Below are 17,722 nucleotides of genomic sequence, written 5' to 3' on the forward strand. Positions count from 1 at the left end.
TATCATCTTGATATTTAGCTGTCATTGCGGCCGACTTATGTCCAAGCAACTTTTGAGCAAAACCGCTACCCATTTTTTCAGTGTAGAGTCTAGCAGATAAACTTCTAATTTCATGAAAAGAGGGTGGCTCACCTTTCCATTTTAATTGAGAAATATCTCTAAATCGTCTAAATTCTTTTGATATCCTTTCTCCTGTAATTTTATTTCCATTATTATTAATGACAAACTCCGAATTAGTTTTACAATCTGCAACAGTCTCTGACAACTTTATTCCGTAAAGTTTAATATCAAGAGGTATTGCTATTTTTGCTCCTGTTTTTTGTTGAACTATCCATAATTTCCCATCATGAATATCTTTATATTTTATTTTGAGATGACATCAGATACTCTTTGACCTGTCACTAAAGCTAATTTCATGGCGAGAGTTAACCAATGGTGGTCATTATTTATTAAACCCAAAATAGTATTGAAATCGTCTAAAGATAATCTTGCTCTTTGTATTTTTATTTTTGGATGTCTTTGTTTGATATAACTGGATTTATTTGTATTAACGCCCAATGTATATTGCTTCTTTGAAAACAATCATTTAATAAGCTGCGCATTAGTTTCGCAGTTGTTATGTCTTATCGTTCATTGATAGATGAGCTAAAGAAAATCCGCTAATTATTCTTTGTGGTTATATTTTGTATCGGTGCATCTAGAAATCCTTTTCTGATTACTACCTATTCTACTGTCGATAGTCTTTTAATGTTTTTTCCCTTAATCCCCTTGTTTTCAATATTTCTTCATATCTATCTAAAAATTCATGAAAATAGACAGTTCCTTGTCCATCAATCCTTTCTGTCAAAGGCTTTACCTTGTCTGTATTGAGCAATAACTGATTCGCACTGATAGCCTCGTTAATTGCATAGGCTTTGTTTCTACCCAAACCGTATTCTTTCCGTGTACGCGGGTCTCTATAGGAATAATACCCGTTTCTTTTGTACAGGTTAGGGGGCAAATCCCGATTTTTTATTTTTCTGGTTCTGGTCATGACCTATCCTTCGTAATAACAAACTCTGATGGCTAATTTCGTTAAGACTGTTGACTTTGACGGCGTATTCTTCGACAAGGTATTCTCTACCGTCCTTGATGGGTGGGGGCTGAATTAGTCCATTTCTTGCCCAAATTCTGACGGTATCCATTCGGCGTGGCCTGTCCCTTCGAGCGTTCCATTCCGCTAAAGTAATCATGTTTATTTATCCTCATTCAAAAACTCACACTATTCTCAGGCGCTTCATTGCCCCACAGAAAACCAATAACGAAGAGCGAAAAGTTTATCTTCGTGCTTTGTTAGGTCAGGGCATATGATTTGTGGGGAAGAGTATTAGGATTTATTTGCTGCGCCGTTTGATGCTTTGTTTTGGTATTGCCAGGGTGGGTCTGGGAGTATCAGGTCATACTTCACTTCATCTCCTAAACATACCAGCTTTTACTTTTATGCAAGTCGTCTATTTTTTCTAATACAGTGATTTTCTTGCCGCCATTTCCGGTTAATGTTTTACTTTCTCCATCGGTATCAAATTGATATATCAACCTCTTGTTTGTTAATTTTTTCTCCTTCAATCTAATTATTTTCATCATCTCACCATGATAAATAACCTGTATACCAGCTTTTACATGATGTAACGTTGGTTTTGGTATTTTCATGGATCCGGTTATTCATTACAGTGTTTATTCCTTTTAGGTTATTGAATAGCATTGTTTCGGAGTGGACAGCCACCTGGTGTTAGCCTGCGCTGGTCGAGCAGAACATCAAGCGCAATTTCAGGACGTTGGCATGATACGTCGATGATATACCTGTAGCCATGATTCAGCAGGCCATGACTTAACCTGACCATAGCGAATATCCGGTACTTCGGTCGCTTCCACCTGGTTCTCACGACACCATCTACGAAGTGGAGCAAACTTATATTCTTTCCCTGTGGCATTCTTTACGGCTGTGATGGTGGCATGTTGAACACTTTCTCCTAGTCGTTCGGTAAGTTCTCTATTTTTACGCGTAGCCACACTAAGTTTGCCCATTGCAGAAGCTTCACGAGTGCGACTGATTTGTGATTTTGTCCGAAGTGCTTCATCTCTTTGGTCAGTAATAACCGATTTTTCCTTTTCAGAGATAACCAGGGCTTCTAATGCTTCGATGTAATTACCCGGTAATGACGGCTGTAAAATCCGTCTTTCGCATTCAATAAAATACTGTCTTGCCTGTTTCCCTTTTTTGTTACGTTCAACCATCGAAAGTTCTTTCGCCATATCGAAGGAAATATGGTAGTCTCTCATCGGACGTTGGCGAGATTTTGCACTCCCCGATTTTGGGGAGCTCAAATTTTCTACAATTATGTAGTCCTGATTTTCAACAAATCCATATTGGTTAATACGGTCTTTTATCCATGTGGTAAAATCTTTCCCGACTTCAAGGAACGCATGTAAATTACGAGCATTAACCGCCTGGATTAATTCGCCGTTGATGTTTTTTGTTTCGATGTTGATTAAATTTTGCATACAGAAGTTCCTCAATGTTAATTGATGAATGAGTATTGATGTTATTAAGTGGAATTGGTCAGTTATTCAGAGAGTTTTTTAATTAGCTCATCTTTTATGGATAATCATATAACCTGCTCGATGGCCAATTTCGAATAGGGTATCGAGTGATGCAACATATTAGTTGTCATGAATAAGGAGTGCCCCATTAAGGAGTAGGGTGAGCATAACCTTGTTCGTTGTTCCGATTACAGCGATAGAATTGCTCAGTTGAGCTTCAATGCGGTTGAATTCAGTAATGTAGGCTTCTTTGAAGGCAGCAGTTTTTGCCTGTGAAGCCTACCACTACTAGTTATTATTCACACTCGTTCGCTTGTTGCTGCTTCCATTTTAGTAGCAAGGATTTCCTGAAACCCGCTATTCTACAAGAGTCTTACCGTAAGAATCAAATTCTGTTCGAATGTTATCATCTGTAGGACGGTTACTTAGTAAAAGATTCAGTGTTATTGTATCTAAAAAACTGTGTTGTGAGGCTATATATTTTGAAGGGTTTTCATCCCAAAAATGAGAAGAATGAATATATTTATTCCCTAATTCCGCGGTAATGTTGTCAATTAAACTTTCCACAGTTTCTCCTTTAAACATTTTATCGACTTGTAATTTTGCATTTTCATTAAGTTTTTTTAAATTGTCTGGAATTCTCTCTATACTTGAATATTGCATATAGCTATCCTTCAATATTAAAATTGATGAATGGGTATTAATTAAGTGGAATAGGTTAGCTGGGTAATGACCTCTTTGTTCTGTAACTATTTCTTCAATGTGTCAAGGAAACTACCAAATCAACGATAAGTGCAGGGACTATCATCATGCCAATAACCATTATCTCTTGCCCGCTTAAATGAATATTGCCTAATTCACCACGTTTAAACCTGATTTGTGGGTCAATGAGCCAGGCATCGGTATGTGCAATGTGACCAACTACCATTCGAAGGCGAACGCTGCACTGATAAATATGCAATGTTGTGATTAATAGTTTGATGATGCTAAGTTTCATTGCTTAACCTCCGGTATAATTAGCCTTTCAGTACTTGAATAGGTTCTCGGTAACTTGAACTCTTCATTTAATTGCTTTAAAAATGAATCATTAGTAATTTGATCATCAGTTTCATATTCGTTTAGTTTATTTGTACTTTTAGTAAAATATTTTTCGGATTCAGGAATGTCTTTTTTAGTATTGTATGCATTATTTCCTGTACCATCAAAAAATACACCTATTTTTAATTTTTTCATGAGATACCTTTATTTTTAAAGTAAAATTATTTTGGAAAATGAAATAGTAGCTCCCTATGCTAGCCATATTTTTCAGATAAAATAAATAGTGTGATGAATAATTTTTTTTAAATCTAAGCAGATCAATTAGATAATTAACTAAAAAATTGCGGTATTAATTATAAAGTGTTCCCTATAGCTCAATACCTAAAAATTCGGGTGATATCCTTTGCTGACCGGATTTGTCTGTCCATTTATTTTCCTTGTAGGCGGCAGTGACACGAACAAATGTGCCTTTTTGTGCATAATTATTGATATATTCGGCTATTTTGCTTAAATGCCTTGCAATTTATCCATGTGGTCTCATCAATCCATTGGCCTCTGTCATCTTTCCTTGATTTACTGATAGCAAGAGAGAATACGGTGATGGGAATTTTATCCTGGGTATAGCGGACTTCTAATTTTCCGATGCGTCCGGTAAAGTGACACTGATTCTGGTTTGCCATGTTGCCTCCGCTTTTTGATTAATTTTGTTGATTTCTGATTTTAATTTTTCAATAAAAATTTGAACGGCCTGTTCAATCTTGTTAACTAAATCATCATCCTTGATAATTCGAATTTTGTAGTAAGCAAGGTTGGGGGGAAGTCTGTCATCATAGCTGACAAAATCGCACCAGTTTCTGCCTGTGCACATCATTTGGCCGTGCATTTGTAACAGGTATTCGTATTTAGGTTTTCCTGTAATAATGGTTTCAATGTGGGTAGTGGTGTTGGGGCATTTAATTTCGATAAGTCCATCATCATTAACCAGGCCATCAGGACTGGCGCCAAATAGCGCAATAGTCGGGTGGGGAATAAAGCCTACTTCGGTGACCGTGACATCAAACTCATTAAGGCAATATCGTGTTCTGGCTTGAGGCTCGAGGGCAATGCCTCGTTCAATCGCCTGACTGGTTTTAATTTCTTCTCGTCGTCCGGTCAGGGTTTCACAGACTAACAGCATGAGGTAGTTTCGTTGTGTTGTCCCCTTGCCTTTGGATAACACCTTGTGTAAATTGCTGGCGGTGACTTTCCCCAGTCTTGCCTGAAACCATTCGTCCGTTTTCTGCTTCATGATGAGCCTCATTTTTCATTGCAATATTGCGATAAATCGCCATTTTGTTTTCTTCGCCAATAATTTCTTTCTCTTCTAGTGTTAACTGTTGCCAATGGGTTTTCATCGACTCAACACCCCCTTTTGCTGCGGTTTTTAATTCCTTGATTAATTGCTCGTAACGGGCTTTTTGTTGTGCCTGTTCTTGTTGTATCACGACTTTTTCCTGTTCGGGTAAATCTTCACCGGCATAGATATAAAACCCTAATCCAAACATCGAAATGGCTTTAGTGAGGCAACGCATCAGCGCTTTGTTGATATCAACGGCGTTAGGGTTAGAAATCGCCTGATTCCGGTAATCCATAACGGGTAACCACATTTTGCGGGGAAATTCGTTATCACCCTGTTTAATGGTGAGGGTTAATGACACCATGGCACTGCCATCATCGTTATAGTTCATGGGTTCAATGACATAGTAAGATTCTGGGTAGTGTGCCATTAATACGCCCCACGCCCATGCCCATGAGAGATAAGAAAGTCCGTTTTTCTTTTCTATTTTTTCGTTAACATTAATGGCAGAAAGCGTTTCCCAAACTTGCTGTTGAAAACTTTTTTCTTTTTCGGTATGTTGTATTTCGCTCATAGATATTTCCTCTTAGGCGCTCGAATTGCTTTGTATCGATGAATGTGCTCATTTTTGAAATGGTCAAACAGCGCCTGCCAGATATCGTCAAAATCCTCATTACTGAGTTTTCTCATGACGGAGGAAGGTAGGCAGTCATAAACAGGCTGGACAAGTTCGCTGATTTCGTCGTCCAGTCTGTCTTCCCAATAAGCAATTTCTTGCTGTTGTTCGTACCCGTAATCTTGCATGGCGTAAGGGTTCATATCACTTCCTATCTTGCTAACAATAAAACGAGGCTTGCCAACGCGATGATTAGCAAGGTGGGGATGATTTTTATGGAATCTTTTTTAACGAAACTGTCACTATTTAAGACGTAGCGAAGCTCCTGCTGTTTAAGCTGGTTCATGTTTTTAACCCTTAATTGATATTCAGATGTGATTAATTTGTAGAATCCGGTCTTTATTCGTCCGTTTTCTTTGATTGATGCTTGAGTAGTGCCTGTGTTGCTCTGCGGTGGCGACGATGCGCGTTATAGAGTTCACGCTTTTTCTTCATTAACGCCCTATAGTGGCGATTTGTATATTTGATGACGCCTTCGTATTCCGGTTTTTCTGGGCTAAGTGAACCACAATGTGCTCTGGGGTCGCCATTTTTAATCAAATATTGACGTATGGCCGAATGATAAATATCTTTCAGCGTCACGATGGCTTTTTCACAGGCAAAAATATCTTTGGATGCGGCAATGATACGCGCGATAATAACGTCCTGATTCATTGTCATCTTAGGCCACCTGACTATATTTGTTGTGAGTGAATTCACCGTTCCAGTCTTTTTTCATGGGTAGCTTACCTTTGAGGTATTGGTGATATAGCCATGAAGCCCCCTTTTTTAGCAGAACGATTTTGTAACACTGACGTTGCCCGTAATCGTTTGTCATGATGAAGGGGGATTCGGTTAAATATTTATCTCTTGCATAAGAATGCACACGCCAGACATGAGACTTGTAGATATCCTTTTCTGCATCGTAGAGAAAATGACGCTCCTGTAGAAAAAGGTTGACTTGATTAATGTTTACGCCATTAAGCTGTTTGCAAAACTGGACAGGTGACATGCCCACCTGGAACAGGTTTTTCAAACTATCGATTTCGGTTTGCTGTTCTTTATTAACTAACGATAAGTGTTGAACCTTTTCGGCCATTTCAGCGGCAAGCCTTAGCGCTTCAGGAAGTGTTTGTGGAATAACATGGGTAGCCGTTTTTGCCTGTCTTTCACATTCAATAAAATACAGTCTGGCCTGTTTACCTTTTTCGTTACGTTCAACCATTGATAGCTCTTTGGCCATATCGAGGGAAATATGGTAGTCGCTCATCGGACGTTGGCGAGATTTTGCACTCCCCGATTTTGGGGAGCTCAAATTTTCTACAATTATGTAGTCCTGATTTTCAACAAATGCATATTGCTTTATTCTATCTTTTATCCATGTGGTAAAATCTTTACCGATTTCCAAAAACGCATGTAAATCACGGGCATTAACCGTCTGGATTAATGCGCCGTTGATGTTTTTTGTTTCGATATTAATTAAATTTTGCATAAGGGTATCCCTCAAAGTTAATTGATTAATGAATATTGGTATTTATTAATGTGGTGCACGCTTCCGTTTGAAACGGAGACGTGCTTGAGGAAAATTAAGCTATTCTGATAGTTTTTTGATTAATGCATCTTTATGAATAATCATATAACCAGCGCGACGGCCAATTTTGAACAATGACTCTAGTGAAGCGACATATTCATTATCATGAATCACTCTTGCGCTATCTACTTTGCCATTAGGAAGTAAGGTGAGCAGAACTTTATTGGTTGAACCAGTTACAGCGATTGAGTTGTTTAATTCAGCTTCCATGCGATTGAATTCAGCAATATAGGCTTCCTTAAATGCAGCTGCTTTTTTGCCCGTAAATCCCATTACCAAGAATACGAACCCATCTTTGGTCATTTCGTACATGGGAAGTTTCCGACCCGTACTATCAATATATTCGCTGAGCTGAAAATTAAGCTTAGTGAAATTCTTTGAACAATCGATAGATTCTATCTTTTGAATAACGTTTTTATGCAGCTTGCCGAAGTAAGCAGCTACGTTTAATGATGTAGTTAAAACCTTGCCATCGTTAATGAAAACACGAGGTTCCTCAGTGTATAAAGTTTCTGACAATACTGGAAGGGCCATAGTAGCCTCCGATGGTTGTTTAAAATACTCACCACCAAAAGACGCTAATCTTTGATTGGTGGTGAACTGAATGGAGTTAGCGTTACCGGATACAACCAACCGGCCAGCTTTTCAGCTGCACCATCCAGCCCACCATTGAATTGCAGCTAGATTACGACATAAAAAAACACGCTCGCGGCGTGCATTTGTCGCGGTTGTATCTCGCGGAACGCTAATCCCGACACCTGATTTATCAGATGCAGATAAACTATAGCGCATAATTTCTTCTTTCGTCAATGGTTAATGTTGAGTTATACTTACCAAAAAGGAGGATTCCCTATGGGTCAGGTTGCATTTGATACACAAGAATTTGTCAGAAACATTAGAGAATGCGGGTTTGCCAAAAGAGCAGGCTAAAGCAATTTCTATTGCTGTACGTAAGTCACATGAGGTTGCTGATGTAGCCACCAAGAGAGATTTAGAAGATGTACGTAAAGATTTAACTACTCAAATAACAGAAGTTCGTAAAGACTTATCGGTTGAGATAGCACTAGTCCGTAAAGATGTCGAACATATTGCTACTGGACTACTTTTAAAACTTGGTGGTGTAATCGTTGTGACTATTAGTGCGGCAACGGCAATACTAAAATTTTTCTAATCCCTATGTTGCAGGTTCAAGTCCTGCACAGCCCGCCAATTTCACGATGTATCTTCATTAGTCTTAAATTCTCTTTTTTAAGACGCTTATTTTCTTTTGTTAAGCACTGTATAATTTCTTTGAAAGTTTTTGTTTCCATGTCGTCATCATCACGAATATCAATGCTGCTTAAGTATATTGAGTCGCTTAAATCACGACTGCCATTAGTCACCCCAACCAGATTTCCCATATTTGGGTGCTTTGCCGTGACAATGCGTGGATTGTCCAATCTCATCATGTGTACTCCTTGTTAACATTTGCTGGAAAGGTAGGATGTGTGCCGAGTGCCTCTCGGTGTCCGATTACAGTCATCACGGACGGGTTAACGCAATCAAACTATATTTAGCTATTTGAAAGATAATTTATAGTGTGTTGACTGTCCCACGAGCGCATAGCCGCATTCACACATCCTTAAATTGATTTGATTGCCTGATTATTTTGCCACTTCAGGCGGCAGTGGTTTCTCTTGTACCCCTACAGAGAGAAATAAGCTAAAATAATCTCACCCCTACAGTGATAGAGATTATAAAATGGATTTATTATCAGGTGTGACTTTAACCAAGCAGTGTTATGACCTTCTGAAAGTTATTATTGGCAATCGAGATACAGTGATCATTAATCAAGCGGTTGGAGAACTCAGAGAAAAGATTACAGATTTACAGATGCTTAACTCACAGCTTGCAAGCCAGTCTGCTAATTATGAAATGCATAAAACTCCGGCGGGGTCGATAGTATATCGGTCTAAGCTTTCGGCTAATGATGAGGTCAATCTTCACTATCTTTGTGCACACTGCTACCAAAATAGAGTAATATCGATACTTCAACCAACGGGAGGCAAGACTAATTATAATGGAAAAATATTTTCTACCTCTATTTGTCATAGCTGTGATTCCAATTATTTAATGGATTATCTTGGTGATGATGCTATTTGTGTTCCATCATATTCTGCGTTTTAATTACTTGCCGTTACATCAACAGATTTCAGAATAGGGCGACTTTTATTATTGGTTATCTTTTGATTCTTCATGTTGCTCCAGAATATATTCAGCTAGCCTTAGAAATTGTTCTTCAGGCATCCTGATATTTGCAATAGTTTCTCTTGATAGTTGCGTTTTTTCATTATCAACCCATTCAGTTATATGCTTAAAAAATGATATTGACCCTATTCTGTTTCCTGTATCTCCAAAAGACGAATAGCCAAAGTGATCAGCGTATTGGCTAATACAATCAGAATTTTGTTTGAATGTAATTCTTTCATCTTCGCAATTGGTGGTCATTGTTTATCCTCTTAAATTTCCCATTTGAACCTGTTATTGCAATGAAAGATTGCAAATATGATTAGTTGCCTGTCTTTTCACCACATCAGGCTCGGTGGTTTCATCGTTCCCCAACGAATGAAATCATGTATAATCAATTCACCTCAACGAATTGAGAAAGTGATTTGTTATGTTTGGTGAAATTCCTGCTGCGATTGCAGCAATCAAAGAAAGTTTGGCTCTATTTAAAGTAATTAATGATGCAAAGAATCAATCTGAAATTGATAATGCTATTTACGAAATAAATAGAAAACTCCACGATATACAATCGGAAAACACAAAGTTACTTGAGGCTATTAACGAGAAACAAAAGTCTATACTTCTCCTTGAGCAATCTCTCGCTGAAGCACAAGCAAAAAATGCTGACAAAGAGAAATGGGCTTCTGAGTCTCTTGAGTATGAAGCATGGAGCCCGATGATTGGAACTATCTTCTATCGCAAGGAGCTTTCTTCCGATTCCGTTGGAAAATATTCCTATTTTTGTGCTCATTGTTATGAGTCTGGTAAGGCGTCGGTGCTTAGCATACAATCTGTTGAGGCCAAGATTGGTATTGGTCCTCGTATTGCAACCCTTGTTTGTCATATATGTAAATCCTCTTATTTGGCGCCCGTAAGTAAATTGAAACAGTAATGTTAAATTCTGGCCGTGAATTCCCCAGAAATTAGAATAGGGCTAGAATGTTTCGGTTTGACTGAATACAAAGCCACTTTAGGCAAACAGCAATTATTGAGTGCGTCATAAACTTTAGTAGGACGAATTGATATTGCTATTTCAACACGACTCATCACTTTTCTTTTTAGTGAAAGAACAGGGCGTTTGGTGTCTGGAGTTGTTTGTTGATTCGATTGCTTAGATGGGTTTAACGCTGCTTTCAATGCCATATTAAGTGCTTTGTTATATTCATAAGCTGCTTGCTTGGCTCTTCTACGCTCATGTCGACGACTACGAGCATTATCATAACCATGAAAGTTACACATATTACCTCCTGACAATGGGTTTTGGTGGTGTGTGCCGGAGGTATCCGGATTATATTTACAGTCATATTGGTAGTTCCCTGGTGTTGGTTTTTAACTTAATGACTGTATTTTGGTTATTTCACACACCCCAAAACCGACTGTTTGGGTGTTTTATGGTTCGCTTTTTCAGCGAAAGGGTGTTAAAGAGCGGTACTGCTTAACTGTCGTCACTTGCCTTCATGTTCATATGCCTCAGGCTGGCTACTTGGCAACGTCTGGCTCGGCTTAAGATAACTCGTGGTATTGTCTTGGCGTTTGCCTGTTGCAGTGAGTTGATGGATATAAGTATCACTTTAAAAGATTTAAAAGTAAACACCGCAAGAGATTATTTTATTCGGAAGAAATCTAATTTACTGATTTTAAGATAAAAAAATATATAAACTGGAGGGATAAAAAATTAACAAGCTTTCTTTTCTTTAACGGCTTTCATTTCTTCATAAAGCTGATCAAGTTCGTTTTTTCTCAAATTAATTTGACTTATAAATTTATCTTTTTCTTTTTGTGGTAACTCATTAAACATTTGCAATAAATTTTTTTCTTGTTGCGATAAATCATGGACTAAATTCATGTTTGGATCATTTACATCTACAGTTTGATACATCATAGCTATTTCTTTTGCAATAGATGGACTAAAGTCATTTACAGACACTCTTAATAATTTTGCAAGAGCAACAGCGTTGCGTGCATTAAGTGCATTAATACCATTTAGCAAAGAATTTACCGCACTTTGTACAATTCCAAGGTGATCAGCAACTACGGCCTGAGATAAACCTAATTCCTTCTTTTTCGCATTAAATAGCGCTTTTAATCGCTTAGCATCAGCTAGCTGTTCTTGATTTAATGGTTTCTTTTTCATGTAAATAATTTTATCACCTAGAGGAATAACTTCAAACCTTTAGCGGTGTTGACAATAAAATCTCTTCAGGTGATAATAAAAACAAACCAAGGGAGATTTTAATGAAACGATTATCTTTACTTGAATACGTAAAATTGCATGGACAAGGAAAAACAGCTAAAGCGCTAGGTTTATACCAAAGTGGTATAAGTAAAGCGCTCCGTATGAGAAGAAGAATTACTGTTCTTATCCATGATGACGGGAAAGTTGAAGCTGAGGAAGTGAAACCTTTTCCGTCAAGCAACATCAAGCAAAAAACGAACTAATTTATACCGCTCTTTAACAACCTGGCCTCCCTGAAATTGGGAGATTTATAAATTCCCAGCCCATCGGGAGGGATAACTATTATCTGAAACTTATGGATTCAAGTGTAGGACATCCTAAAGATATTTAAAATAATGAAGTAAGAGGAGCACACCAAACTTAGTGTGCCATTATAATCTTATTGTGAATAAACCATTTAAATTTCTATTTTTGAATAATCTACATAATATTTTTCATTGGTAATTAATCATTTTTAATGAACTCATCTTTTTTTTATCAATATCCTTGAAGATTGTCTTCAATTAAAGATGAACTAACAGAATTGAAATAAAGATTATCAAATTTATAAACTGAAAATGGTAAATTATATTCAAGTTCTAGAACTGAGAAGGGGGTATCTCAGTACTTCATTTTGGTTTCAAAAATACTTACGTGTGGCTGCAAAGGATCATCCTGTAAACGGAGATACGGACTTTCATTTAAGTCAAACGCATCATCCATATAACCCTCAGTATTTGGTCCAGTCCACATATCACTGTTATTATGCATAGATTTTTTTATTTCTTGGTGAGAATCAAAAAAGTCATATATCCATGTATTATCAGGATTACCTTTATTACAGAGATTTCCTAATCTTTCATTAAAATGAGTTTTGTCGTCATTTTGTCGGAGAAAAGGGATGAAATTATCTATAGTATTTCCGTAGGAAAATGCTCTTTCTTCCATCGCCCCTTTTATAGAGTATTTAAATGTATAATCATTACTGGCTTCATTTTTTATAATAGATGCCTGAAATTTATCTTGATGTTTTGCGGGACTAATTTCCTTCAACTTATAAAAAGCTTCTGCTTTTTGCAAAGATGATTCAATATCGGACTGATTGTCTGGGGTATGAGTCAAGTCATAAAGTAGACCCAAAACTTCATCTGTCTTTGTTCCACAAAACCAGTCTTTTATTTTAGTAAATATATCCAGATGTGTAGCATCTTCTTTTGAAGAACTATTCTCTGCTTGTTGAATATATTTATCGCCAATTTCTCTAGTAAATAAAGAATAAGAATTTAGATTGGATTGAACTGATATTGACATAATATTTCCCTATATAAATATATTTTTTAAAATTAAGTAATTACTCTGAAGTCAATATAAAAGTTTTCAGTTTACTTTTTATGCTGTTGCTATTCGTATGAAAAGTCTAAATTAACTCAAAATACTTATTAAGTCACCTTAAACTTAAGTCTAGTTTTATACTATTCATTTAGTTAGGTCTTACCATGAACTCACGTTAGGATTGCTGCAAAAACTATCAAATCATTTTGTCTGTATGAAATTTGATTTTCGGATTTTTGAGTATTTTCTTGCAGAATAGAGATAAGTATTCGATAAGCAACAGTTATCAAATGAAGGCTGAGGCTTTTTGTCTTTCAGATTGAGAGTGAGTGATACAACCGTATTAACGGTGTCATCTTGCTTGTTAAATATGGAATCAAGGATTTGCTCTGTAGAAAGGGGTTTAGGCTTCGCTTCGTATTCAGCGCGTTGTTTTCTGCATTATTTTTTGGTTATTAATCGCATTTGGAAACTTATAATATTGGAAAAATTTAAAATCACCGTTCCTTTCCCTCCTTCCGTAAATCACTACTGGTATCACGCAAAACACAAACACTTCATCACCGCAAAAGGGAGATTATACCGCCAGTCGGTAGTTGCAGAAATCCTGCATCAAAAGCTTTGTAAGCGATTATCGCAACGTTTAGGGGTTGAGATAGGGGTGTATCCACCTGACCGTCGTAAGCGAGATTTAGATAACCTGATGAAAGCACCGATTGATGCACTCTGTCATGGCGGGTTGATAATTGATGATGCTCAGATAGATGTGTTGCACGTTGAGCGAAAGGAAATCATTAAGGGCGGGAAACTGGTTATCACCATTTGGGAATTAGCGTAATCAAGAAACCAACATTCAACGCAGGGCATTAAGACCATGCCTCTATTCACATTTTGCCGGAGGGGAGATGAGCAGGCACGTAAAAGATTTACTGGAAGCATGGGGAAACTGGAGCATGACCCGCATTGGAACCGAGTACAAAGGTATGTCTACCATTGCTCCTGTTAAATTCGACGATGACAGACCCTGGTTAAGTGATGAGGAAGGTGAAATTGTTGATAAAGCAGTAGCAGGATTGAAGAAATATGACATCGATGGATACAATATCATTTGCTTACATTATCAGCATCATATTTCATGCCGGATGATAGCTAAAAACTGGAAGAAAAGACCGGATTATATCACTGCGTACATGGGTAGGGCTGAATCCTACATAGCTGGCACGGTTCACACTCTCCTTAAAGCAACAAAGTAAAATGCTTGACTGTCCGTACATCCGTACAGTATTATATGCTATAGTAGAGCAGAGCTATTGAGTTAGCGCTTAAACATATATTAGAGCCTCGCTTTTTGCGGGGTTTTCTTTTTGGTTGTGTTGTTACCCAAATAGTTATATCTTGTTTGTGCACTACTTTTTATAAGCTCGTAGGGTACATAAGGTAAATAAGGCAGTAGTGCATAGCCCCATGTGAAAGCGTGGGGTTTTTCATTTACGCCACCGCAATACTCCCAAATTAAATACCTAAAACGAGTAAGGCGGCTGGCTACCGTTCTGTTTTTAAAGAGGTCGCTCAGGCGGCCTTTTTTATGGCTTAAAAAGGGGCATACATGCACTGGAAAGAGAGACGGGAAAGTGAGCAGGTAGAAGACCGGCGGAATACCGCCGAAGCACAGGAAGAGTATACCAGTCTGGAAGAAGCCTTGAAGCGCCGGAAGAAAAAGGCAAAGAAAAAGAAAAGAAAACTTAAATATAAACCGCTGTTAGCAGAAGGTTTTGTGTTTTCACACTGGCGTTGGTGGGGGTGGGTGGTAGTTATCCTCCTGCTGTTACTGGGGGGCTATCGCTGGGCTTTTGCGGCATCTGAACAGGTGCCAGAAACGTTGCCTGTTAATCGTTTTGTAGATGAGGACGAAGCAGCCCGGTTTACTTCGGTGATACTGGCATCAACTGAAGATGCCTGGCGGAAGATTTTTGCTGAGGGAGGCGGTCATTACCGATTGCCGAAACTGGTGATATATCGGGGAGAGACAGAGACAGGCTGCGGCACGGGCTATACCCTGATAGGGCCCTTTTATTGCCCTGCTGACCGCACTATCTATATCGACCTGTCATTTTATGACGAGATGAAAAACAGACTGGGGGCAGACGGTAAATTTGCCTTTGGTTATGTGATAGCCCATGAAGTGGGGCATCATATCCAACACCTGCTGGGTGTCTTGAAAAAAGTAGACCTGGCACAGGCGAATATGTCAAGAAAATCGGCCAATAAGTTATCGGTAAAGCTGGAATTGCAGGCGGACTGCTACGCGGGGGTATGGGGGCATTTTGTGCAGCAGGAAGGCTGGCTGGAGATGGGCGATTTGGATGACGCGCTCAATGCGGCCAAAGCGATTGGGGATGACCGGCTACAGAGGGAAGGTCATGGACGGGTGGTTCCCGAGACGTTCACGCACGGGACATCGGCACAGCGTCATGACTGGTTTAAGCGGGGTTTTGATAGCGGTGACCCAAAACAATGTAATACCTTCAAGGAGATACGATGATTATCAGACAACATTGGGTAATCGGTATCCTGTGCTTGTTGAGTGTGTTAAGCACACCCGCTCAGGCGACTAAGCCGGTTAATACCCCGAAGAGTTTCAGTGAAGCGAAATGGGTTTCCCGTCAGGCCGTTTACCACGACCTCAATCAGGGTGCAGGTGGCACCCTCTATTGTGGCTGTGACTGGCAGTGGACAGGAAAAAACGGGGGTCGAATTGACCTTGAAAGTTGTGGTCAGGCGGTCAGACGGGAAGTTCACCGTCATCGTGCACAGCGGATTGAGTGGGAGCATATCGTGCCGGCGTCGGTATTCGGTCAGGCGTTTGGCTGTAAAGAAAAAGGCGGCCGAAAAGGCTGCCGTCAAGAAGACCCGGAATTTCGAAAAGCGGAAGGCGATTTGCACAATCTGGCACCGGAGTCAGGTGAAGTGAATAACGACCGGGGTAATATGCCCTATGGCGAAGCCGGGCAGGTCCCTTTTGTTTACGGGCAGTGTCAGAGCCGTCCGGATTTTAAACAGCGGGTTTTTGAACCGCGCGATGACGTCAAGGGACTCGTCGCCCGGGTCTGGTTTTATATGTCAGACCGGTATGGTTTTGTGATACCCCCTGAGCAGCAAGCAATTTTAATGCAGTGGGACAGGCAATATCCCCCCGATGCGCGTGAACGCGAACGTGACCGGCGTATTGCGGCGATTACCGGTGTGCACAATCCGTTTGTGACGGGTGAAAAGGCATGGAAAAAACGATAATGGAAAAGTTCACTGGGGCATGGGAGAGCGTTTGCGCTTTCCTGGCGTCGATTAAAGAGCAGGGCGTGGGCGCAACGCTGGCGTTTCTGATGGCGTGGCTGCGCGGGCGATATCAGGAGAAGAAATGGCGCAAGACCCTGATTGATGCCACGATATGCGCGATTATTGCGTGGTTTGCGCGTGACCTGCTGGCGCTTTTCGGGTTAAGTGCGGGTCTGGTCTATCTGGCCAGTGTCTTCATCGGTTACCTTGGCACTGATTTTCTGGGGGAGGCATTAACGGACTCACTGCCTTTTCGGGGGTTGAGGTTGTCGGTCAAAAAACCGGACACAAGGAAAAAAAATGACAACCAGCGACGCAGGGGTAAGTCGGATTAAACAGTTTGAGGGGTGTCGCCTTCGGGCTTATCGCTGTCCGGCCGGACGCTGGACGATTGGCTATGGGCATACGCAGGGGGTGACGGAACGGATGACAATTTCACCGTCACAGGCGGAACGCTTTTTAACCGATGACCTCGAGCAGACAGAGGACGTGATTAACCGGTGTGTGTGGGTCACGCTGACCCAACTCCAGTTTGATGCGCTGGTATCACTGGTCTTTAACATCGGTGAGGAAGCATTCGCGACCTCGACCCTGTTAACAAAACTCAATGCGGGCGATGTTGCGGGCGCGGCGAATGAATTTAACCGCTGGGTCTATGCGGACGGAAAAAAACTGACTGGACTGGTCAGACGGCGAGCGGCGGAACGGGAGAGGTTTTTGTCATGATGCGCGGATCACTGATTGTCCTGCTGGCCGTGATAACAGCCCTGTCGATTGGTCTGATGCATTATCGCGCAGAGTCCAGCCTCTGGCAGATGAAAGCGGAGCATGCCCGGCAACAGGCGGAAAAAACCGAACATCATATACAGACCCAACGTATTCAGCTTGACCAGCTGGCCGAGATGGACAAAAAACATTATCAGGAATTAACGCATGCGAGACAGACGATTGAGGCACTCAGGCTTGATGTTGCTCGGGGTTTTAAGCGGTTGCGGGTCAATGCCACCTGCCCCAAAGAGTCCGGTGCCGCCGGCGTGGATGATGGCACCGCCCCCCGACTTACAGCAGACGCTGAACAGGCTTATTACACCTTACGAGAACAGATTGCTACAGTCACCGCCCAAACCTTAGGGCTTCAGGGTTACGTCAACACACAGTGTCATTGAATCGGTCATTGGCACATCAAATGACCCAGGTGGTCAACTTGACCTCTTGTAATAAAAACAATGAAATATCTGTCAATCAATTGTTAATTGGCACATTCAAATCTTAATAATCACTGCGCCCTCACCGCGCATTAATCAAACACAGAACCTTACAGAAAGTCGAGCCTGAGAATTGCCGTTTAAAATGGTACTTTTCTGTGGGCGGCTTTTC

The 17,722-nt window shown here is 40.1% G+C and carries 31 protein-coding genes and 2 pseudogenes; 11 read left to right on the forward strand and 22 right to left on the reverse strand.

What is annotated here, in order from left to right:
• The 16 genes from AC01GB_RS14210 to AC01GB_RS14285 all read right to left on the reverse strand — a co-directional run.
• Positions 1–367, reverse strand: a 367-nt coding sequence (locus AC01GB_RS14210) for a tyrosine-type recombinase/integrase (protein WP_474452455.1), incomplete at its 3' end; no start/stop codon positions are given.
• Between the two features lie 360 nt (positions 368–727).
• Positions 728–1,033 carry a phage integrase Arm DNA-binding domain-containing protein gene (locus tag AC01GB_RS14215; RefSeq protein WP_474452427.1) on the reverse strand — a complete coding sequence of 102 codons (306 nt, stop codon included), beginning with the start codon at positions 1,031–1,033 and terminating at the stop codon, positions 728–730.
• Complete coding sequence (locus tag AC01GB_RS14220) at positions 990–1,232, reverse strand: excisionase (protein WP_474449909.1); 243 nt, start codon at positions 1,230–1,232, stop codon at positions 990–992. Before AC01GB_RS14220 ends, AC01GB_RS14215 begins: the two co-directional genes overlap by 44 nt.
• Before the next feature lie 223 nt (positions 1,233–1,455).
• Positions 1,456–1,689 carry a hypothetical protein gene (locus AC01GB_RS14225; protein ID WP_474452428.1) on the reverse strand — a complete coding sequence of 78 codons (234 nt, stop codon included), beginning with the start codon at positions 1,687–1,689 and terminating at the stop codon, positions 1,456–1,458.
• Positions 1,690–1,806: 117 nt separating this feature from the next.
• A complete protein-coding gene (locus AC01GB_RS14230; protein ID WP_474452429.1) occupies positions 1,807–2,541 on the reverse strand; it encodes an antA/AntB antirepressor family protein in 735 nt (244 codons plus the stop codon).
• Positions 2,542–2,937: 396 nt separating this feature from the next.
• Entirely contained in the window at positions 2,938–3,243 is a 306-nt protein-coding gene (locus tag AC01GB_RS14235; RefSeq protein ID WP_474452430.1) for a hypothetical protein, read from the reverse strand.
• 94 nt (positions 3,244–3,337) lie between these two features.
• Entirely contained in the window at positions 3,338–3,577 is a 240-nt protein-coding gene (locus AC01GB_RS14240; protein WP_474452431.1) for a hypothetical protein, read from the reverse strand.
• Positions 3,574–3,813 carry a hypothetical protein gene (locus AC01GB_RS14245; RefSeq protein ID WP_474452432.1) on the reverse strand — a complete coding sequence of 80 codons (240 nt, stop codon included), beginning with the start codon at positions 3,811–3,813 and terminating at the stop codon, positions 3,574–3,576. Before AC01GB_RS14245 ends, AC01GB_RS14240 begins: the two co-directional genes overlap by 4 nt.
• A gap of 287 nt (positions 3,814–4,100) precedes the next feature.
• The gene (locus AC01GB_RS14250) at positions 4,101–4,298 is read right to left on the reverse strand and encodes a single-stranded DNA-binding protein (protein WP_474451165.1); all 198 of its coding nucleotides are present in this window, start codon (positions 4,296–4,298) and stop codon (positions 4,101–4,103) included.
• The gene (locus tag AC01GB_RS14255; protein ID WP_474452416.1) at positions 4,250–4,870 is read right to left on the reverse strand and encodes a lambda exonuclease family protein; all 621 of its coding nucleotides are present in this window, start codon (positions 4,868–4,870) and stop codon (positions 4,250–4,252) included. Before AC01GB_RS14255 ends, AC01GB_RS14250 begins: the two co-directional genes overlap by 49 nt.
• On the reverse strand, positions 4,779–5,528 hold the full coding sequence (locus AC01GB_RS14260; protein WP_474449916.1) for a Sak single strand annealing protein: 750 nt from the start codon (positions 5,526–5,528) through the stop codon (positions 4,779–4,781). Before AC01GB_RS14260 ends, AC01GB_RS14255 begins: the two co-directional genes overlap by 92 nt.
• The gene (locus AC01GB_RS14265) at positions 5,525–5,773 is read right to left on the reverse strand and encodes a hypothetical protein (protein WP_474449779.1); all 249 of its coding nucleotides are present in this window, start codon (positions 5,771–5,773) and stop codon (positions 5,525–5,527) included. The genes AC01GB_RS14260 and AC01GB_RS14265 overlap by 4 nt, the downstream gene beginning before the upstream one ends.
• A gap of 196 nt (positions 5,774–5,969) precedes the next feature.
• Positions 5,970–6,290 carry a hypothetical protein gene (locus tag AC01GB_RS14270; protein ID WP_474449917.1) on the reverse strand — a complete coding sequence of 107 codons (321 nt, stop codon included), beginning with the start codon at positions 6,288–6,290 and terminating at the stop codon, positions 5,970–5,972.
• 1 nt (position 6,291) lies between these two features.
• Complete coding sequence (locus AC01GB_RS14275; RefSeq protein ID WP_474452433.1) at positions 6,292–7,101, reverse strand: antA/AntB antirepressor family protein; 810 nt, start codon at positions 7,099–7,101, stop codon at positions 6,292–6,294.
• A 99-nt stretch (positions 7,102–7,200) separates the two neighbouring features.
• Positions 7,201–7,833, reverse strand: coding sequence for a Rha family transcriptional regulator (locus AC01GB_RS14280; RefSeq protein WP_474452434.1), 633 nt, complete (start codon positions 7,831–7,833; stop codon positions 7,201–7,203).
• A gap of 12 nt (positions 7,834–7,845) precedes the next feature.
• Positions 7,846–7,992, reverse strand: coding sequence for a hypothetical protein (locus AC01GB_RS14285; RefSeq protein ID WP_474452435.1), 147 nt, complete (start codon positions 7,990–7,992; stop codon positions 7,846–7,848).
• 60 nt (positions 7,993–8,052) lie between these two features.
• On the opposite strand from AC01GB_RS14285, the pseudogene AC01GB_RS14290 reads away from it, so the two are divergent.
• Positions 8,053–8,371, forward strand: a pseudogene (locus AC01GB_RS14290) (DUF1640 domain-containing protein).
• A 16-nt stretch (positions 8,372–8,387) separates the two neighbouring features.
• On the opposite strand, the gene AC01GB_RS14295 reads toward AC01GB_RS14290, so the two are convergent.
• Positions 8,388–8,648 (reverse strand): hypothetical protein, encoded by a 261-nt coding sequence (locus AC01GB_RS14295; protein ID WP_474452436.1) that lies wholly within the window; start codon positions 8,646–8,648, stop codon positions 8,388–8,390.
• 292 nt (positions 8,649–8,940) lie between these two features.
• On the opposite strand from AC01GB_RS14295, the gene AC01GB_RS14300 reads away from it, so the two are divergent.
• Complete coding sequence (locus tag AC01GB_RS14300) at positions 8,941–9,366, forward strand: hypothetical protein (RefSeq protein ID WP_474452437.1); 426 nt, start codon at positions 8,941–8,943, stop codon at positions 9,364–9,366.
• 45 nt (positions 9,367–9,411) lie between these two features.
• On the opposite strand, the gene AC01GB_RS14305 is transcribed toward AC01GB_RS14300, so the two are convergent.
• The gene (locus AC01GB_RS14305; RefSeq protein ID WP_474450259.1) at positions 9,412–9,687 is read right to left on the reverse strand and encodes a hypothetical protein; all 276 of its coding nucleotides are present in this window, start codon (positions 9,685–9,687) and stop codon (positions 9,412–9,414) included.
• A 169-nt stretch (positions 9,688–9,856) separates the two neighbouring features.
• On the opposite strand from AC01GB_RS14305, the gene AC01GB_RS14310 reads away from it, so the two are divergent.
• Entirely contained in the window at positions 9,857–10,357 is a 501-nt protein-coding gene (locus AC01GB_RS14310) for a hypothetical protein (RefSeq protein ID WP_474452438.1), read from the forward strand.
• Between the two features lie 2 nt (positions 10,358–10,359).
• On the opposite strand, the gene AC01GB_RS14315 is transcribed toward AC01GB_RS14310, so the two are convergent.
• From AC01GB_RS14315 to AC01GB_RS14320, 3 genes and pseudogenes are all read right to left on the reverse strand, one after another.
• On the reverse strand, positions 10,360–10,704 hold the full coding sequence (locus AC01GB_RS14315) for a transcriptional antitermination N peptide (RefSeq protein ID WP_474452439.1): 345 nt from the start codon (positions 10,702–10,704) through the stop codon (positions 10,360–10,362).
• Between the two features lie 436 nt (positions 10,705–11,140).
• Positions 11,141–11,347, reverse strand: a complete 207-nt coding sequence (locus tag AC01GB_RS18110; protein WP_488656431.1) for a hypothetical protein — start codon at positions 11,345–11,347, stop codon at positions 11,141–11,143.
• Positions 11,324–11,599 (reverse strand): annotated as a pseudogene (locus tag AC01GB_RS14320) (helix-turn-helix domain-containing protein); the annotation flags it as partial. The gene AC01GB_RS18110 and the pseudogene AC01GB_RS14320, both read right to left, overlap by 24 nt.
• A 101-nt stretch (positions 11,600–11,700) precedes the next feature.
• Between AC01GB_RS14320 and AC01GB_RS14325 the strand changes: the two are divergent.
• Entirely contained in the window at positions 11,701–11,904 is a 204-nt protein-coding gene (locus AC01GB_RS14325) for a Cro/CI family transcriptional regulator (protein ID WP_474452440.1), read from the forward strand.
• A gap of 397 nt (positions 11,905–12,301) precedes the next feature.
• On the opposite strand, the gene AC01GB_RS14330 is transcribed toward AC01GB_RS14325, so the two are convergent.
• The gene (locus AC01GB_RS14330) at positions 12,302–12,991 is read right to left on the reverse strand and encodes a hypothetical protein (RefSeq protein WP_474451281.1); all 690 of its coding nucleotides are present in this window, start codon (positions 12,989–12,991) and stop codon (positions 12,302–12,304) included.
• 502 nt (positions 12,992–13,493) lie between these two features.
• Between AC01GB_RS14330 and AC01GB_RS14335 the strand changes: the two genes are divergently transcribed.
• From AC01GB_RS14335 to AC01GB_RS14365, 7 genes are all read left to right on the forward strand, one after another.
• Positions 13,494–13,850 carry a RusA family crossover junction endodeoxyribonuclease gene (locus AC01GB_RS14335; RefSeq protein ID WP_474449935.1) on the forward strand — a complete coding sequence of 119 codons (357 nt, stop codon included), beginning with the start codon at positions 13,494–13,496 and terminating at the stop codon, positions 13,848–13,850.
• 67 nt (positions 13,851–13,917) lie between these two features.
• Entirely contained in the window at positions 13,918–14,265 is a 348-nt protein-coding gene (locus AC01GB_RS14340) for an antiterminator Q family protein (protein WP_474449709.1), read from the forward strand.
• A 353-nt stretch (positions 14,266–14,618) separates the two neighbouring features.
• A complete protein-coding gene (gene ypfJ / locus AC01GB_RS14345; RefSeq protein ID WP_474452441.1) occupies positions 14,619–15,554 on the forward strand; it encodes a KPN_02809 family neutral zinc metallopeptidase in 936 nt (311 codons plus the stop codon).
• Entirely contained in the window at positions 15,551–16,303 is a 753-nt protein-coding gene (locus AC01GB_RS14350; protein ID WP_474450299.1) for an endonuclease, read from the forward strand. The genes ypfJ and AC01GB_RS14350 overlap by 4 nt, the downstream gene beginning before the upstream one ends.
• Positions 16,303–16,680 (forward strand): phage holin, lambda family, encoded by a 378-nt coding sequence (locus AC01GB_RS14355; RefSeq protein ID WP_474450330.1) that lies wholly within the window; start codon positions 16,303–16,305, stop codon positions 16,678–16,680. The genes AC01GB_RS14350 and AC01GB_RS14355 overlap by 1 nt, the downstream gene beginning before the upstream one ends.
• Positions 16,646–17,071, forward strand: coding sequence for a lysozyme (locus AC01GB_RS14360; RefSeq protein ID WP_474449986.1), 426 nt, complete (start codon positions 16,646–16,648; stop codon positions 17,069–17,071). Before AC01GB_RS14355 ends, AC01GB_RS14360 begins: the two co-directional genes overlap by 35 nt.
• Positions 17,068–17,511: a lysis protein gene (locus AC01GB_RS14365; protein WP_474452442.1), complete on the forward strand. Its 444-nt coding sequence runs from the start codon at positions 17,068–17,070 to the stop codon at positions 17,509–17,511. The genes AC01GB_RS14360 and AC01GB_RS14365 overlap by 4 nt, the downstream gene beginning before the upstream one ends.
• The last annotated feature ends 211 nt before the right edge of the window (positions 17,512–17,722 follow it).

It is taken from the genome of Candidatus Arsenophonus phytopathogenicus, assembly GCF_056113345.1.

What these genes read in the sequence shown, in the direction of transcription:
- AC01GB_RS14355 (WP_474450330.1), top strand. Translation starts at nt 16,303, where the DNA reads ATGGAAAAGTTCACTGGGGCATGGGAGAGCGTTTGCGCTTTCCTGGCG.
- AC01GB_RS18110 (WP_488656431.1), bottom strand. Translation starts at nt 11,347, where the DNA reads ATGATGTATCAAACTGTAGATGTAAATGATCCAAACATGAATTTAGTC.
- AC01GB_RS14305 (WP_474450259.1), bottom strand. Translation starts at nt 9,687, where the DNA reads ATGACCACCAATTGCGAAGATGAAAGAATTACATTCAAACAAAATTCT.
- AC01GB_RS14360 (WP_474449986.1), top strand. Translation starts at nt 16,646, where the DNA reads ATGACAACCAGCGACGCAGGGGTAAGTCGGATTAAACAGTTTGAGGGG.
- AC01GB_RS14230 (WP_474452429.1), bottom strand. Translation starts at nt 2,541, where the DNA reads ATGCAAAATTTAATCAACATCGAAACAAAAAACATCAACGGCGAATTA.
- AC01GB_RS14235 (WP_474452430.1), bottom strand. Translation starts at nt 3,243, where the DNA reads ATGCAATATTCAAGTATAGAGAGAATTCCAGACAATTTAAAAAAACTT.
- AC01GB_RS14225 (WP_474452428.1), bottom strand. Translation starts at nt 1,689, where the DNA reads ATGAAAATACCAAAACCAACGTTACATCATGTAAAAGCTGGTATACAG.
- AC01GB_RS14325 (WP_474452440.1), top strand. Translation starts at nt 11,701, where the DNA reads ATGAAACGATTATCTTTACTTGAATACGTAAAATTGCATGGACAAGGA.
- AC01GB_RS14310 (WP_474452438.1), top strand. Translation starts at nt 9,857, where the DNA reads ATGTTTGGTGAAATTCCTGCTGCGATTGCAGCAATCAAAGAAAGTTTG.
- AC01GB_RS14250 (WP_474451165.1), bottom strand. Translation starts at nt 4,298, where the DNA reads ATGGCAAACCAGAATCAGTGTCACTTTACCGGACGCATCGGAAAATTA.
- AC01GB_RS14240 (WP_474452431.1), bottom strand. Translation starts at nt 3,577, where the DNA reads ATGAAACTTAGCATCATCAAACTATTAATCACAACATTGCATATTTAT.
- AC01GB_RS14300 (WP_474452437.1), top strand. Translation starts at nt 8,941, where the DNA reads ATGGATTTATTATCAGGTGTGACTTTAACCAAGCAGTGTTATGACCTT.
- AC01GB_RS14275 (WP_474452433.1), bottom strand. Translation starts at nt 7,101, where the DNA reads ATGCAAAATTTAATTAATATCGAAACAAAAAACATCAACGGCGCATTA.
- AC01GB_RS14220 (WP_474449909.1), bottom strand. Translation starts at nt 1,232, where the DNA reads ATGATTACTTTAGCGGAATGGAACGCTCGAAGGGACAGGCCACGCCGA.
- AC01GB_RS14215 (WP_474452427.1), bottom strand. Translation starts at nt 1,033, where the DNA reads ATGACCAGAACCAGAAAAATAAAAAATCGGGATTTGCCCCCTAACCTG.
- AC01GB_RS14340 (WP_474449709.1), top strand. Translation starts at nt 13,918, where the DNA reads ATGAGCAGGCACGTAAAAGATTTACTGGAAGCATGGGGAAACTGGAGC.
- AC01GB_RS14295 (WP_474452436.1), bottom strand. Translation starts at nt 8,648, where the DNA reads ATGATGAGATTGGACAATCCACGCATTGTCACGGCAAAGCACCCAAAT.
- AC01GB_RS14350 (WP_474450299.1), top strand. Translation starts at nt 15,551, where the DNA reads ATGATTATCAGACAACATTGGGTAATCGGTATCCTGTGCTTGTTGAGT.
- AC01GB_RS14265 (WP_474449779.1), bottom strand. Translation starts at nt 5,773, where the DNA reads ATGAACCCTTACGCCATGCAAGATTACGGGTACGAACAACAGCAAGAA.
- AC01GB_RS14260 (WP_474449916.1), bottom strand. Translation starts at nt 5,528, where the DNA reads ATGAGCGAAATACAACATACCGAAAAAGAAAAAAGTTTTCAACAGCAA.
- AC01GB_RS14315 (WP_474452439.1), bottom strand. Translation starts at nt 10,704, where the DNA reads ATGTGTAACTTTCATGGTTATGATAATGCTCGTAGTCGTCGACATGAG.
- AC01GB_RS14365 (WP_474452442.1), top strand. Translation starts at nt 17,068, where the DNA reads ATGATGCGCGGATCACTGATTGTCCTGCTGGCCGTGATAACAGCCCTG.
- AC01GB_RS14285 (WP_474452435.1), bottom strand. Translation starts at nt 7,992, where the DNA reads ATGCGCTATAGTTTATCTGCATCTGATAAATCAGGTGTCGGGATTAGC.
- AC01GB_RS14330 (WP_474451281.1), bottom strand. Translation starts at nt 12,991, where the DNA reads ATGTCAATATCAGTTCAATCCAATCTAAATTCTTATTCTTTATTTACT.
- AC01GB_RS14270 (WP_474449917.1), bottom strand. Translation starts at nt 6,290, where the DNA reads ATGACAATGAATCAGGACGTTATTATCGCGCGTATCATTGCCGCATCC.
- AC01GB_RS14245 (WP_474452432.1), bottom strand. Translation starts at nt 3,813, where the DNA reads ATGAAAAAATTAAAAATAGGTGTATTTTTTGATGGTACAGGAAATAAT.
- ypfJ (WP_474452441.1), top strand. Translation starts at nt 14,619, where the DNA reads ATGCACTGGAAAGAGAGACGGGAAAGTGAGCAGGTAGAAGACCGGCGG.